The sequence below is a fragment of the Methanoregula sp. genome (assembly GCF_052325125.1).
Classification (GTDB): domain Archaea; phylum Halobacteriota; class Methanomicrobia; order Methanomicrobiales; family Methanospirillaceae; genus Methanoregula.
Genome location: NZ_JBKQWO010000051.1, coordinates 1 through 14228, shown reverse-complemented (window position 1 = coordinate 14228; position 14228 = coordinate 1). Strand labels below are relative to the sequence as shown.

18 protein-coding genes are annotated in these 14228 nt (G+C 54.6%); 10 read left to right on the top strand and 8 right to left on the bottom strand.

The annotated features are described in order from the left end of the window. Window positions 1-356: 356 nt before the first annotated feature. Together ACLQMU_RS11310 and ACLQMU_RS11305 are read right to left on the bottom strand one after the other, a co-directional pair. Window positions 357-1139: an ABC transporter permease gene (locus ACLQMU_RS11310; protein WP_424039240.1), complete on the bottom strand. Its 783-nt coding sequence runs from the start codon at window positions 1137-1139 to the stop codon at window positions 357-359. Continuing rightward, window positions 1126-2082, bottom strand: a complete 957-nt coding sequence (locus ACLQMU_RS11305) for an ATP-binding cassette domain-containing protein (protein WP_422149239.1) — start codon at window positions 2080-2082, stop codon at window positions 1126-1128. The genes ACLQMU_RS11310 and ACLQMU_RS11305 overlap by 14 nt, the downstream gene beginning before the upstream one ends. Window positions 2083-2152: 70 nt before the next feature. Here ACLQMU_RS11305 and ACLQMU_RS11300 point away from each other — a divergent pair, with 70 nt between their 5' ends. Both ACLQMU_RS11300 and ACLQMU_RS11295 read left to right on the top strand, forming a co-directional pair. Next, the gene (locus ACLQMU_RS11300) at window positions 2153-2473 is read left to right on the top strand and encodes a hypothetical protein (RefSeq protein ID WP_424039238.1); all 321 of its coding nucleotides are present in this window, start codon (window positions 2153-2155) and stop codon (window positions 2471-2473) included. A 235-nt stretch (window positions 2474-2708) separates the two neighbouring features. Then, entirely contained in the window at window positions 2709-3224 is a 516-nt protein-coding gene (locus ACLQMU_RS11295; protein WP_422149241.1) for a hypothetical protein, read from the top strand. A gap of 93 nt (window positions 3225-3317) precedes the next feature. Here the strand turns inward: ACLQMU_RS11295 and ACLQMU_RS11290 are convergent, their stop codons facing one another. Together ACLQMU_RS11290 and ACLQMU_RS11285 are read right to left on the bottom strand one after the other, a co-directional pair. Next, window positions 3318-4115, bottom strand: a complete 798-nt coding sequence (locus ACLQMU_RS11290) for an esterase/lipase family protein (RefSeq protein WP_424039236.1) — start codon at window positions 4113-4115, stop codon at window positions 3318-3320. 330 nt (window positions 4116-4445) lie between these two features. After that, window positions 4446-4934, bottom strand: a complete 489-nt coding sequence (locus tag ACLQMU_RS11285; protein WP_422149864.1) for a deoxycytidylate deaminase — start codon at window positions 4932-4934, stop codon at window positions 4446-4448. A 185-nt stretch (window positions 4935-5119) separates the two neighbouring features. On the opposite strand from ACLQMU_RS11285, the gene ACLQMU_RS11280 reads away from it, so the two are divergent. Then, on the top strand, window positions 5120-5722 hold the full coding sequence (locus tag ACLQMU_RS11280) for an alpha/beta hydrolase (RefSeq protein ID WP_422149863.1): 603 nt from the start codon (window positions 5120-5122) through the stop codon (window positions 5720-5722). Window positions 5723-5807: 85 nt separating this feature from the next. On the opposite strand, the gene ACLQMU_RS11275 is transcribed toward ACLQMU_RS11280, so the two are convergent. Further along, complete coding sequence (locus ACLQMU_RS11275) at window positions 5808-6101, bottom strand: DUF1294 domain-containing protein (RefSeq protein WP_422149862.1); 294 nt, start codon at window positions 6099-6101, stop codon at window positions 5808-5810. A gap of 495 nt (window positions 6102-6596) precedes the next feature. Here ACLQMU_RS11275 and ACLQMU_RS11270 point away from each other — a divergent pair, with 495 nt between their 5' ends. After that, a complete protein-coding gene (locus ACLQMU_RS11270) occupies window positions 6597-7811 on the top strand; it encodes a hypothetical protein (protein ID WP_422149861.1) in 1215 nt (404 codons plus the stop codon). Window positions 7812-7869: 58 nt separating this feature from the next. After that, window positions 7870-8943 carry a DNA polymerase IV gene (gene dinB / locus ACLQMU_RS11265; RefSeq protein ID WP_424040528.1) on the top strand — a complete coding sequence of 358 codons (1074 nt, stop codon included), beginning with the start codon at window positions 7870-7872 and terminating at the stop codon, window positions 8941-8943. Window positions 8944-9002: 59 nt separating this feature from the next. Here dinB and ACLQMU_RS11260 read toward each other — a convergent pair whose 3' ends face one another. Beyond that, complete coding sequence (locus ACLQMU_RS11260) at window positions 9003-9773, bottom strand: hypothetical protein (RefSeq protein WP_422149859.1); 771 nt, start codon at window positions 9771-9773, stop codon at window positions 9003-9005. Window positions 9774-9883: 110 nt separating this feature from the next. On the opposite strand from ACLQMU_RS11260, the gene eif1A reads away from it, so the two are divergent. Together eif1A and ACLQMU_RS11250 are read left to right on the top strand one after the other, a co-directional pair. Then, the gene (gene eif1A, locus ACLQMU_RS11255; RefSeq protein WP_424040530.1) at window positions 9884-10276 is read left to right on the top strand and encodes a translation initiation factor eIF-1A; all 393 of its coding nucleotides are present in this window, start codon (window positions 9884-9886) and stop codon (window positions 10274-10276) included. A gap of 100 nt (window positions 10277-10376) precedes the next feature. Beyond that, window positions 10377-10553 carry a CxxC-x17-CxxC domain-containing protein gene (locus ACLQMU_RS11250; RefSeq protein WP_422149858.1) on the top strand — a complete coding sequence of 59 codons (177 nt, stop codon included), beginning with the start codon at window positions 10377-10379 and terminating at the stop codon, window positions 10551-10553. A 249-nt stretch (window positions 10554-10802) separates the two neighbouring features. On the opposite strand, the gene ACLQMU_RS11245 is transcribed toward ACLQMU_RS11250, so the two are convergent. Further along, window positions 10803-11255, bottom strand: coding sequence for a hypothetical protein (locus ACLQMU_RS11245; protein ID WP_422149857.1), 453 nt, complete (start codon window positions 11253-11255; stop codon window positions 10803-10805). Between the two features lie 249 nt (window positions 11256-11504). Between ACLQMU_RS11245 and ACLQMU_RS11240 the strand changes: the two genes are divergently transcribed. From ACLQMU_RS11240 to ACLQMU_RS11230, 3 genes are all read left to right on the top strand, one after another. Continuing rightward, a complete protein-coding gene (locus tag ACLQMU_RS11240; RefSeq protein WP_424040525.1) occupies window positions 11505-11696 on the top strand; it encodes a hypothetical protein in 192 nt (63 codons plus the stop codon). An 801-nt stretch (window positions 11697-12497) separates the two neighbouring features. After that, window positions 12498-12737 carry a hypothetical protein gene (locus ACLQMU_RS11235; protein ID WP_422148689.1) on the top strand — a complete coding sequence of 80 codons (240 nt, stop codon included), beginning with the start codon at window positions 12498-12500 and terminating at the stop codon, window positions 12735-12737. 218 nt (window positions 12738-12955) lie between these two features. Beyond that, entirely contained in the window at window positions 12956-13492 is a 537-nt protein-coding gene (locus tag ACLQMU_RS11230) for a hypothetical protein (RefSeq protein WP_424040523.1), read from the top strand. A gap of 73 nt (window positions 13493-13565) precedes the next feature. On the opposite strand, the gene ACLQMU_RS11225 is transcribed toward ACLQMU_RS11230, so the two are convergent. Next, on the bottom strand, window positions 13566-14039 hold the full coding sequence (locus tag ACLQMU_RS11225; protein ID WP_424040521.1) for a hypothetical protein: 474 nt from the start codon (window positions 14037-14039) through the stop codon (window positions 13566-13568). Window positions 14040-14228 lie beyond the last annotated feature (189 nt).

Here is a 14228-nt window from a genome sequence, read left to right as displayed (position 1 = left end):
GAGTCCGGGAGTCCGATTTTTGCTGTGCTCTTGTGCAAAATTAAAAAAGCCCGCGTATTAAGGCCAAATCAAAATCAAAATATTTAAATACAATAATGCAATACTATCACATGTCGACCAAAGGAGGTGAAGAAATGTTTGACTGGACCTGGTTTCTGAACCTGATAATTGCGATCCTCCAGACCGTTGTGCAGCATCTGCCGTACGCATAAACGACAGGTTGCCCCCATCCTCCGGAAAAACTACCTGTTTTTCTTCGGACAGGAATTCAAACTGCGTGGTAAGAAAAGTTTTGGGGATGTATAAGCGCTTTTTTCCCGTTTTTTCGTCTATGTCCCGGACGATCCGGTCCGGCACTATTCATTGAATTTCTTATAGAGTCGGTTTGCCACGAACTGGAAGATCAGGATAAAGATCAGCAGCGCCGCAATATCCAGCATCGGCGAATAGAGCGATACACCGGTATATGCATAGGAAATCATGTCGTTCCCATACGTAAGTGGGGAGAGAAGGGCGATTTCCTGTCCGATCTGTGGTATCTCCGATATCGGAATAAAGACACCGGAGATGAAAATGAGCGGCAGCCGGACCGTGTTGAGCATCGACATCACTTCCCCGACATTCTCGGTGGGGTAAGCGGCAAAGAGAGTTCCAAGCGTCGCAAAGCAGAACGCGGTCAGCACCATAGCAATCAAGAGTACCGGAGCATGTTCAATCGGCGTGGCAAACAGGATAATGCCCAGCGCAAGAGGAAGGCATGCAATGCCGAGACTATAGAGAAAACCGCTCACGCTCTCACCAAAAACCAGTGAATGAAGCGAGATTGGTGCCGCGAGCAGCCGGTCGAACGTCTTCACCCGCCGCTCGATGGGAATCGAGACCGGCTCGATCGAAGATGCCGAGAAAAGCAGCGTGATCGCGATGAGGCCCGGGATCAGGGTACCGGGAGGAGCATTTTTTCCAACGGCAAACGCGAGAAACATAAAAAGCGGGAAGAGAATCCCCGATACGATGATGTTTGGCTTGATATAGTAGGTGATCATGTCCTTGCGTGAAATCGCCCATGCGGCAGAAAGCTCGTGGGCGATCTGCGTAAACCACTGTGGCGACTCCCCTGCTCCCTCTTCAGTCGATGGCATGGACCATCCCTCCTGTTCTCTGCAGGCCGGTTAGCCGGATGAATACATCTTCCAGGCTGGGGCCAAGAGTGGAAATGCTGATCACCCGGAGATTTTTTGTGCGTGCATATTCCATCACCGACTCGATGACTGTTGCCGGATCTTCCGTATAGAGCCGGAACTTATCGCCTTCCTTTACGGCAGCATTGACCATCGAAAGACCGCGAACCTCTTCGAATTGTCCGGAAGACGCGTGGTCAAACGAGACAACGATCGACTGTGCGCTCTGGATCGTCTTCTTGAGCCGCTCCGGTGCATCGATGGCGGCGAGATGCCCCTTGTTGACGATTGCCACCCGGTCGCACATCAGGTTTGCTTCCTCGATATTATGGGTCGTCAAGAAAACGGTGACCCCTTCGCGGGTAAGACCCGTGATCACATCGCGGATAATGAGGTTGCTCTGGACATCAAGGCCGGAGGTCGGTTCGTCAAGGAAAATAAGGCGCGGGCTGTTGACAAGCCCCATGGCAAGGGTCAGCCGCCGTTTCATACCCTTGGAAAAACCATGCGCCTTGTCATTACGCCGCTCATACAGGTCGAAAGTGGCGAGCAGTTCTGCCGCTTTTTTCTCCCGTTCGTTTCGGCCCACGTGGTAGAGTTCTGCGGAAAAGATCATGTTCTGCCATGCGGTCAGGTCGTCATAGACATTTGAGGTTTCGGAAACAATTCCCATGGACTGCCGCGCAGCAATCGTGTCGCGTCCAATATCGTGGCCGAAGATGGTCGCTGTCCCCGAGGTGGGATACGATATTCCGGTCAGGATCCTGATCGTGGTAGTCTTACCCGCACCATTCGGGCCCAGAAAACCAAACGTCTCACCGATATCTACCGAGAAATTCACATCGTCCAACGCGGTCAGGGTACCGAACCTCTTGGTCAGGTGCGAAACCTCTATTGCGTACATATGATCCCGGTTACGAGCGGGGGACGCTTAAAGATCGTGGTATATGAGCGTCAGGAAAAATCGCACAGGTATGCGATCAACGTTTCATTTTTTTGGATCTGTCGGGATCTCCTTTCTTTGCAATCTTTCCGGGCCGTGGCCGATCCTCATGGGTTCCGTGATCCTGGTTCAGGGCCTTGTTTTCCGGCCCGTTATGGGGATGGTGCCGGGGTGCAAGCTCAGCCTTTTTCTGCGGGTGGTGCGGGGGGTGAACGGCAGGGCCTGCCCTGGGATGGTGCTCGCGCAGTTCGGTATGGCGAATCTCATCCGGGCTGGCGGGGACGTTTTCATGGGCATCCTGACCATGCTTCTGGTGGTCATGGGGCGTGGGTGCCGGTTCGCGTCTTGGTGACATAGCCAAGGGTTCATCGCAGCGAATAATAAAGTCATGCTTATAACCTATGTCAGACTACGCCGGGCCGGGATCCCCCCTTGGTAAAGGGTACCCTTTTACCGGCGACCGAAATTCTTCTTATTCTTACCCGCCCTAATGTTCACCGGATATCTTCCTTATCCTGTTTGCGAAAAGAGAAACGGGCCGGTGCCGCGGGAAAACAGGGTACCGGTAACCGTATCCCGCTGCACCCATGTCCCCGGAACAGAACACGGAACAGAACCCTGCGGAAATCAGCCCCGGTGTCCATCCAGCTGACCGCATCCAGAAATTCTTTATCCGGCCGTTCTTTCTTACGCTGACGATTGGCATCCCGTTCTGCATCTTCAAGGGACTCTTTGGCCTGGTTGCCATCAGTGTCGGAACACCGTCCAATCCCTTTCTTGCAGGTTTTGGATGGCTTGTCGTTGCATGGGCGGTCACCGATTTTGCCATGAACACCGTGCGTGCCGCAGGAGATCTTCTGCATATCCCCACGCGGCTGGAGTACTGCACGCTTGCCGAGCTCGGAAGGCTCATGAACCGCCCGATGGTCTTTCTTGCGGCAGATACGCTGCTTTCATTTTCGATCATCTGTCTCATGCTCTGGTCAGGCTGGATCGTGCTGCTGACGCAACCGGAGGCGTACCTGTGGTACGCGGCGACCACACTTAACCTGATCAGCATCTCTCTTGTTTCGCTCTACAACGAGGCAAAGAGAGCGGCCTGAGCATAGCCTGCGAAAAATACCTGTGCCGGGCCCGGGCTTCTTCCCTGCGCTCTCACGAGGGAACCCGGATGCCCCTTTGTTATCCTGAATCGATCAGCCGTGACACAGGAAATGCACGACCCGGTCTACGACTTCGGGGGCCCGGGGCAGGTGTATATGGCAGTACTGCCGGGCATCTGTTTCGAGTGCAACAGGATCGGCAGGCAGTATCTCAAGAGCCGCCCCGGGCAGGACAGAATCCGCGTGCGGCACAATGCCATCGCCGGCATAGGTCATGTGCCACCGGCCTTCCGGTTGCAACTCGCAGGTCATTCCCTCAAAGCAGGGGAAGAACGAGGAGGACCGGGTCATGTTCTCTGCACAGAGGACCCGGTAGGTGATGTCGGGGCGGATGCCGGCGGCCCGGAGAGCCGCCATGACCGGACTCCCCGGCCGGCACGCCTGGACGATGACATCGGCTGCCGGATCGAAATTTTGGGGGACGAAGGTGCCACTGAGCCTGGCAGTAATTTCCGGCCCGATCACCGGGTCGCAGAAGAGCTCGGCAAGGGCAGAACCGTTGTTGGGCGGGCCGATCGCGATGAGCTGGCGCACCCGCTCGTGCCGGGTGGTGCCATCCATCACTTCAAGCAGGTAACGGGCGATGCAGGAACCGATAGAATGGCACACCATATCGATGCTGCCTGAATATCCCTGCTCCTCCCGCTGCGTGGCGATAAAGTCCCGCAGGGTTCCTGCAATCACTTCCATGGATGCCCCGTCAAGGCGCGTATAATCGAAGCTCCAGAAGGATATACCCTCCTCATTCAGTCGCGGTACGAGCCTGTTCCAGATGCCGGGATGGCTCTTCCAGCCGTGAACGAGAACGACGGGGATGGGTTTTTGGGGCATTATCCAGAAAATATGGGTGGCGGGGGAGCATAGTGTTTGTGTGATGGGGGGGTTCTTCCATCAGGCCATGGGATGAGGAATCAGCGGGGTTTCGGCTCCTTTGCAGAAAAATTACCCGCATGACCCTGAGGGGGTACCCTTTCTGCATTATCCCCGCCCAATGATCTGATCGGCGAGTCATACCCGTGTCCGGCGATCTTTTTCAGCCGGATTGCACCCCATCACCAGTCAACCCGGAAAGGGACCATCTCACCCTAAAGGGGTTCCCAACCGGATCCGACAGGATCATCCCGTGTAATGAACATGCACCGGGGCAACGGAAACGTGGGGCTATAACGGCGAATCTTCCCCAAGAGACTCCCGGCTCCGCATCTGGTAGAGCGCCATCGGGTCCATTTCTTTATATTCATCGGGGGTCGTGCGCATGATGACACTGGCGATCCCGCTGTTGACGATCATCTTGGAGCACAAAAAACACGGCCAGATCTGCGTGAGTTCGCCGGTGGCAACATCGAACCCTGCAAGGTAGAGCGTGCAGCCCCGGGCCAGCTTGCCCGCCTGGAGCATCGCGTTCATCTCCGCATGCACGCTCCTGCACCGTTCATAATGGGAGCCCGAGGGGATGTTATGGTCTTTTCTCCAGCAGCGGTTGAGTTCCGTGCAGTCCATCTGCTTGCGCGGCGCGCCCGTGTAGCCGGTGGACACGATCGTATTGTATTCATCCACGATGATGGCGCCGAAGTTGCGCCGCAGGCAGGTGCCCTGGTTGGCACACCGTTGTGCGAGGTCGAGGAAGTACTGGTGCCTGTTGGTCCGCATGTAAGGAACATATGGAAAATCCCGTTATTAAAGGGCAAGGGTTTCGCCTGAGGCGCCTGCCTTAACGCATCTGAAATCCTTTTGCGGGCCGAATCCGTATACCGGATGCATGGAAACCGAAACGCCTGTTTATACCGGGAGACGGGTGCCGTGTCCCTGCGATACTCATCCGCCCGGAGCACCCTATGGGGGCGGCGGTCATCGTGCACGGGTACGGGGGGAACAAGGAAGAGCAGCTGGAACTGGGCTGGCGGGTAGCAGAAGCCGGGCTTCTCGCGTGTGTCATCGACCTCCGTGGCCATGGGGAGCATCCCTTTTTGCTCGATGAGCATGCCGGTTCCGATATAGAGGCAGCGATCCGGTATTGCCGGTCGTCCGGGAACGTCACGATCATCGGCCATTCTCTCGGCGGGCGGCTGGCACTGTTAAGCGATGCTGATTTCTGTATCGCGATATCCCCCTCTCTTGGCCGGACGTACGGGGCAGGGACCCAGGAGATGCTCAGGGCCCTGCGGAGTTACCGGGTGCGACCGTCGGATCCTGCAACCCTGCTCGCGATACAGGAGCGCCTTCCGGTCCGGGACCCGGGCCGGAACAAGGGAAATACGCTGATCCTCTTTGCCGAACGGGATGCTCCCGAAATTCATGAAGGCTGCTTGGCACTCATCCGTTCGGGAACCTGCACTATCGAGATACCCATGGCGTTGCACAGCGATATCTTTGTACTGGAGCCGACATTTGCAGCTGTCCGCGACCAGATCAGGGAATGGTACGGCAGCGGAACCTGATCCCGGGCACACGTGCTCATCCCGGAAAAATCTCCTCATAAATTCCCCTGGCTTTTCAGGGAAATGCCGTCAGGGAAACATCCTTTCAGGCAATAACGTGAAGGACCCGGGCTGCGATGTACAGCATTCCGGCGATATGAAGGATAAGAAATATTGGCACGAGCCGGAATTTGATCTTCTGCGTTTTGTGCCGGAGCAGGCGCATCGCCCCGTACGCACCAAACGGCCCGATCAGCGCAGCCAAAAGGAGGGTAGGCTCGGAAATCCTCCACACACCGGTGCCGGCTCTTTTCTTGTCAATCGCATACAGAAGAAAAGCAGCGATGTTGGCGAGTGCATAGAGTACGATGACACTCAGGGTATCTGAAAATGAGATCATGCCTGTATCCTGTTTATTGTATCTGGATTTAGGTTTAATAGAGGAAAGGCGCCCGCACGCGCAAAAGAGAGCGTGGCTTCCTGCATACTGCGGGGGTATGAAACACCGCGATACGCACACGAGGGTATACACGGCATCGATAACGCGGTGCTGATAAAGAGTAGCCGTTCACAAGCGGTAAGAATACTAAATTTTTTGCTCTGTAAAAAACCTAAATGAAATTAGTAAGAACGCTCTTTTAGGTCTCCGGTTGGCCTCCGCCCCCCCGTTGTGGCATTCTCCGCTTCGCGATAGTGCTGTATTACCTGTACTTATGTCTGCACCCCGACACAGGTAATACGGAGGCATCGCATACGCCCCCGCCCCCATCGGGGGCAGGGCTGGCGTAAGGGGAGCGCATAATTTTTAAAATAGGTTTTCTACAGTACCAAATTTTCACTTTCTCCCCGCACACGCTGCCTCTTTAATATCCGGGCACCGAACAATCCATAGCGTATGATTCTCGGCAAAGGGGCGTACCTCAGGCAGCTGACTGCGGCAACGATGCAGATGAAGTCGGTGGTGGTGGGAAAAGAGATGAACGGCAGTTCCCCGCCCTCGGTCTTCATCGGCAGCTGGAACTATCCGGATGTGTACGCCGGGCCGATGATCGCACCCATGCACGGGGATACAGGAGTTATGGACCGGCCCGAGGAGTGGATTCGTGGTCACCGGACCCAGGAAGAGATCATCGGCTACCGGATGAACCTTGTCCGGGGCAAGCGCATGACGAACGCCTGCGACCTCGACAACCGGTTCGTGGAGAAACTCCAGGAAATCGTACTGGCTGAAGGCTCAGTTGAAAGCGAGGCTGCGTTTGACAGCGTGCCGTCCGGCCTCTCGTTTTCGGAGGAGCATACCCCATTCGGGCCGAGCGCTCCGCTCGAACGTTTCGAGATCGAGACCCGGCACTGGGATCATGCTCTTGAAAAGGTCTTTTACGACTCTGACCTGACCGCCCGCAACGCAGTACTCGATCTGCACCGGACCGGTCTCGCGTTCTCAAGTATCCAGAAGGCATTTTCGGCCGGGACGATGGGGCGGGGGGCGAACCGTCGCCTTGTACCCACCCGGTGGTCGATTACAGCCTGCGACACCATGATCGGGGACCGGCTCCTGTCTGAGGTAAAAAAGTGCCCGGTGATAGATACCCTGAGGCTCCATGAGTTTTCCAGCCTGCACAACCGGTACGCGGTGCTCCTGTTGCCGACCGCATGGCAGTACGAGTGGACAGAGGCATTCCTGCACGTGCTCGGAAATGAGGAGTATGTTTTTTCCGATTACGAGGGCCACAAAAAGAAAGCAGGGTACTCTCCCCTTGGCGGCTGCTATTACTCCTGCAAGATGGCGGTGCTCGAAGCGCTTGCACAGGAGCATCGGCAGGCCGGTGCCATTATCCTGCGCGAGGCGCTGCCCGGTTACGTACCCATGGGCGTTTTCAACGTTCGTGAGAATGTCAGGAGCGCGATGCGGGAACGGCCGACAGAGTTCGAGGATCTCAAATCGGCACTGAACCATATCTCGGAACGCTTCACCCTGCCCGTGCAGCGGTTTATTACCGAGACCACGCTGCTCAGGGACAGCCTCCGGCAGCGCCAGTGTACCCTGAGTGATTTTGCCGTGCCTCACAATACGCGGGGGAAAGCGACCGGTGCTGTACAGACGGCCTGACCCTGCCGGAGGATTCGGGGATGGGCATGCGTGAAAGGGAGGATCGGTGAGCCCCCCTATGGGATCCCAAAGTTCCCGGATCATCCTGCATGCCGACATGGACTGCTTCTATGCAGCCGTCGAGATGCACGATCACCCCGATATTGCCAAAAAACCGGTTGTAGTCGGCGCCGACCCGCAGGCGGGATCGGGGCGGGGCGTTGTCTCCACCTGTTCGTACGAGGCCAGGGCGTTCGGCGTGAAATCCGCAATGCCCATCTCGCAGGCGTACCGGCTCTGCCCTGATGCAGTTTATCTCCGGCCCGACATGGCCCGGTACGCAGAAGTGTCCGGGGAGATCATGGGGATATTCCGGGCGACCGGTTTCCGGGTCCAGCAGGTCAGCATTGATGAGGCATTTCTCGATATCACCCCGGTCGGGAGTTTTAATGCGGCACGGGACCTTGCGGTACAGCTGAAGCAGGAGATCCGGGACCGGGTCGGGATCACCTGCTCGCTCGGTATTGCCCCGTCAAAGATCGTGGCAAAGATCGCCTCGGATTATAAAAAACCTGACGGCCTGACGGTCGTTGAGCCCGATAATGTGCCGGCCTTCCTTCGCCCGCTCCCGGTCCGGAAGATCCCGGGGATCGGGGGAAAGACCGGAGCACACCTCGAAGCCCTCGCGATTACCACCATCGGCGACCTTGCCACCTGCGATATCCAGCGCCTCATCGGGGCATTCGGCCGTTCTGCGGCCCTGCTGCACGAAGCGGCGCTCGGGCAGGACGAGAGCGAAGTCGTGGAGCGTGACGGGGTAAAATCCATATCGAAAGAGACGACCTTTGCCCGGGATACGAACGATCCTGACGAGATCGCCGCCACCGTGGAGCTGCTTGTCCGCGAGGTGGCACAGTCGCTTACCGACGAAGGCCTGCATTTTAAGACCGTTACCGTCCGGGTCAGGTACGAAGGGTTCGTCTCAAAAACAAAGGCAAAGTCCCTGCTCCACCACCACAACGACGAAGCAACGCTCCGGTCCTCTGCCGGGGAACTGCTCCGCAGCCTCTGCGACGGGCAGAAGATCCGGCGCCTCGGCCTTAAGGTCTCGGGGCTCTGGAAGCAGGACACCGGGCAGCAGACCCTGTTTTAACGGAAATCTGCCCGGGCATCCCTGCGCCAAAAAAAAGAGGGTGACATTTTAGGGAGTTTTCAAGGCTCCCGGGGAGGATCTGCCGGTTGTTCCGGGACACCCTGAGTCGTTCCTGCTCCATAGGGAATGAGCCCGAGGACAATGAGCGAGAACCCGGCTGCAACGAACGGCCCGAGAATTGTGAGATAGGGATTCCCGGCAAAGAAGGTCTCCCGTATCGGGTAGGCCATAAACGAGATTGCAAAGAGCAGCGTCCCGGCGAGGGCTGCCGGATGATCGGAGAGAGAGTGGTTGAGCCCTGTGATGATGAGCGACCCGCAGGCAAAGAAATAGAGCAGGATCGTCAGGCCCTGATCCGTAATGCCCCCGGTGACAAGGATTGCGAGCGGCACCACCAGCATCAGAAACAACAGCGCCAGCAGGAGCGGACCTTTCACCTGCTTTCTCGGGTAGATCCGGTTATACGCCGAGGAAAGGAGCAGGATCGATGCGATAAAACCCATGTCGATCAGGCTCGGGAACGTAAAGGTACCGACCCCGAAAAAGACCGCAGCATACCAGGCGACGTTGGCAATTCCCCAGAGAGCAAATGCCCCGGCCGCCCAGAGCAGGCCCGGTCCGCCTCCGTGCCGCAGGGAGTAATAGCTGAACACGACGGCCCCGGAGAACGCCGCGAGGATCTGGAGGTAGTTGCTCAAGGAAAGGAACTGGCCTGAGGGAACGATGACAAGTGCGAGAGAGAGGGCGACGGCTATCCCGAGAAAACCCCCGAAGAGCCCGGAAATGACAGAGATTGTGGAATCCCTGTCGGGCGTTTCCTGTGCTGACATATAATCCTGATAGGATGCATAACGGGAAAAACATACGGTGATTTATGAAAAAAGCGTCCTGTGCAGGTATCCGGCCAAAAAAAACACCGGAAGGGATGGTCCGGGAGATGATGGATATGTTAATTATTTGCAACGACGTTTATATATGCGGAGTTGTTGGTATAACCGATAATAACCATAAGAAAGGGAACAACGAGTTCGATCCCAATGCAGTCAATCCTGACGGGACGCCGCTTGTCCGGGTCAGGCTGCCCAAGAAATGGAATAATGAGATGTTCGGTTCTGCCGACCTGATGATGGGGGCAAATCATATACGGGTGCGGTGTTTTGACGGGGTCACCCGGATGGGGCGGATCAAGGGGAAGATAAAAAAGCGCGTCTGGATCCGCGAAGGGGATACCCTGATTATTGTTCCCTGGAGTTTCCAGGATGACAAGTGCGATATCATCTACCGCTATCTGCCGCCACAGGTAGACTGGCTGCGGAAGAACCGGTACTTATAACCTGCCCTTTTTTCAGGATTTTCCTGTTGGAACCATACAGAAGTACTTAAACCGGGACAGCATGTTAAGTAACACAGTTTTTTGACTGTATGTGAAAACTATGTATGGATCATCCAATTTTGGCGGTCGCGGTCCCAGAGACTCCGGCCCACGTGAAATGACAAAGGTTACCTGTTCCGATTGTGGAAAAGAGTGCGAAGTACCGTTTAAGCCAACCGAGGGACGGCCCGTGTATTGTCAGGATTGCCTGCCAAAACACCGCAAGCCCCGGTTCTAATTACATAACCGTATAATTTTTCTTTTTTTTTAGAGACGTTCTGTTTCGTTTCACACCCATCAAGTGGTGTATATTTCGTGTTTCCCCTGATGCATACCGGGTGGTCAGGCCCCGTTTTTCAGAACGGCAAATCGGCATACCCGGGGGCAGGGCCTGAAAAAAGTGAGCAGGGATCTTGGGATTCCAAAAAGCAGTTCCGTCCCTCCTTAAAGAAAAAACCGGGCAGGACTTTTTCCTGCCCTCCCGGTCTTATTCCTTTGTCAGTGTATCGAACGCTATCTCGTAGGGTGTCGGGCTGTTCCGGTATATCATCTCGATCTCATTGTCGGAAACGATCTGGCCGGTCGAGTACCCGTTGTCTTTCTCTACTTCCTGGAAGGTCCTGCCGTCGCGGTCAATGGCTGCAGCGAAGGGGACGGACGACGTTGTGCCGTTTAAGGAGAAGACAAGAGTCCCGGAGAAGATCCGGTCCTGCTGCCTGGTAACCACCATCGTTATGGTACCGTTCTGGTAGTTCGAGTACCCGATGCCCTCGGTATACCCGTTGGCCGTGCCGGTCCAGTTGCCGATCATGTTCGGGATGGCGGACAGGGTTGCGGCCGATGCAGGTGTTGCGGTCGGGGCGGTACCTGATGAGGTTGTCGTGCACCCGCAGGCGAACACGATGAGGACGAACAGGATAACCATCAGTACAGTCTTCATGGGGGGAGAGGTAGTGGGGAACCCCTATAAATGTGATTGCTTTTCCCGTCACCGTTCCCTTTTCCTGCACGCCGCAAGGCACGTTTCAGACATCGGCAGGTTCAGGATCCATCACCCCGGCGGATGTCCGGGTATACATCCGGGATGATACCGGTAAAATATGCAGCTGAGGAAGATCTTTTTTACGCTCCCGCACTTTCACCCTCCCCATGCCCAAAGGGTATCTTACTCCCTGCCGTTCCGGTATGCATGGCTGAAGTGAAGTACTGGTGCAGCGACCAGACCAGAACAGACGGGTACCTCATACCCGGCCAAGGTTCGGCACTATTGCGGTGCAGGAGAGAAGAGTGCGCGAAATGGGATTCGGACCTGAACTGTCCTGCCCTGAGCCTGAGCGTAAGGTTTGGCGGCAGGAGCGAGGTGTGTTATTCGAACAAGTGAAGGGGGGATGTTGATACTTTTTTTTACCTCGGTAAACGGGTCGATCTTTTTTTCAAATCTTCAGCTGATAAGTCACACTTTTCCCGGAACCTTTAGCTCGCAACCCGTTCTTTTTTTGAAATTCTCAGCAACTGAGCCAGCCTTTTTCCGGAATTACCAGAAATCGATCCAATCTTTTTTGGAAATTCTCAGCCACTATGCCAGCTTTTTTCCGGAATTCTCAGGAATCGATCCAACCTTTTTTTGAAAGTCTCAGCTGCTGAGCCAGCCTTTTTCCGGAATTCCCAGGAATTGATCCGATCTTTTTTTGAAAGTCTCAAAGATTCCGGGCCGGATATTTTCCGTACAGGTAATGGCAAGACTTGCTCTCCCGTCGAAGATTGTGATGAATATTCGCGGGTTTCGATTATGAGGACAGGTAAACAATGCCACCCTTTTTTTGAAAATTCTCAGCCACTAAGCCAGCTTTTTTCCGGAATTCTCAGAAATCGATCCGATCTTTTTTTGAAAGTCTCAGCTGCTGTGCCGGTGTTTTTCCGGAATTCCCCGCTCATGACCCGTTCCCCTCCATACTCCCAGGCATTCCTTTTTGCCGCACCTCCATTATCCCCTCCGAAATCCAGGCCCGTATAACAGAGATCCTGACCTGTCACGCCGCGTCCCGCATATCCGGGCAGGAACCCCCGGTTTCCGGCCGTAATCCGGGCGCTTAACAACCCCCGTTTCCCCCGGGAACCATTGAGCTAACCGCGGGGTTCCACTCATCTTATATACAAAAATTATTGAACGAAGAATTATACAATGACCCTGAATTTCTGCACGAAGGTAAGACGAAAGCTCCGGAAGCTTGGGTACGCACGAAAGGCTGCGGCCCGGATCGCCCGGTGCTGCCAGTTCCTGATGGTCTTTGCCTGCGGACTTCTGGGCATGTATAGTATCGCCTCCCCCGAACTGTACGGGGCATGTGCCGGCGCCGGGACAGTACCTGCGGACCCCCGGGCCGGGCTGATTTTGTCCGCTGATTCCGCTTTGCGTCGTTGACCGCCGGTTCACGCCCGCTGGCATCCTGAAATCACCGTAAAGAGGGAACCTGTAAGATCCCTGCACTCCGAGCCGGAGCCGGAGATCGCCAGGCTCCCGCTGCCATCACCCTGAACCGGCGTTGTACAGCCCCAATGTGACGAGCGGATGCGTTCACCCGCCGGGAACCGTTGTCGAACAAAAACCAGGAAAACAAGAGAACAGGAGAAGATGAAAAAATGACCGAGATTGAATCGGAAACAGGAGCCGTGGCCGAACCCGGCCAGATTGCATCCGGTGCCTCGTACAGCAACCGGATTATGCCCCGCGAAGCAGCGCCTGCACATGCAAGCGTTGTCGCGGGTGAACCAACCATTACCCTCCGGACGAGCGATGGAGGTGAATTAACATTCGGGCCGGAGGTCTATACCCGGTGCAACGCGGTCATCTTTGACGCGATGCACATCCTCAAATGCCTCAGTTACCTGCCGGTGCTGGTGCGCAAGTCAAAGATCCCCCTGGACCTCATCGGGATCCGGCCTGACGGGGCACTCGTGATCGAAGTCGTCCGCTCCCGCACACCCCTGCCGGATGCACGGACCGTCGTTGCCCGGTGCAGGAAGGAGATCGATTATCTCCGCGAAATAAAGCCCTCGTCGCAGTTCCGGAAGATGCTCTGGGTGTATTCGCCGCAGTGCCGGTGGAGGTTCTACGATGTGTACCCGGGAGGGATCTGGCTGGCGAAGGATATGATGGAGGGGGATGGGCGGAAGTAATTCTCTATTTTTTGAGGTTAAATCTCGAAGTTGAATTCATATCACAAAGTCATAATCGGCTAATTACAATTTTCTACAAACCTAATAATTTTGGAATAAATAGGAGCAGAGCTGATATTATGATATCAATGAAAACCGCTTTTCTAACGGGCCACTCAGATGTTGATAATAACTTTTGATGTAACAATAACAAATGCTGAATTCTATTTGAAAGAAATGGATTATTTGATTCATACACATTGATTTCAGCCAATATTCCGTCGATCTTTGATAATTCGCTATCTTTTCGTTTTTTAATACGAAAATGAAATACAAGAAAAATAGCTATGGCGAATAAGATATATCCAATAAAAATTCCGAAAAAAGTGATAATTTGATGAAATTGCCCTCCATTGGCAATTTCGGTTGCAATTTCCTGTGTAGATTTAGAAATAACCTCATTAGCCAGAAATGTAACGTTTGTCCAAGTGTTATTTGTTATTCCTAATGGGTCCTTCGCAGACTCAATAATTAGAATAATTTTGCTAAAGTTAATCTCATTTATCACTACAAGTATCGGGAGTATTCCAATCGAAAAACTCGCTAGATATATGCAATCAATGATAATTTTTCTGCTCTGTAGAAATCCTAAATAAAAACGAGTTGTACCGACGACCGAAAGATCTAAGGTACAGCGTCTCCTTACTATGATGTGTCGTCATGTAAGGAGACAATTAAGAGATTGGCAAGCCGGAAT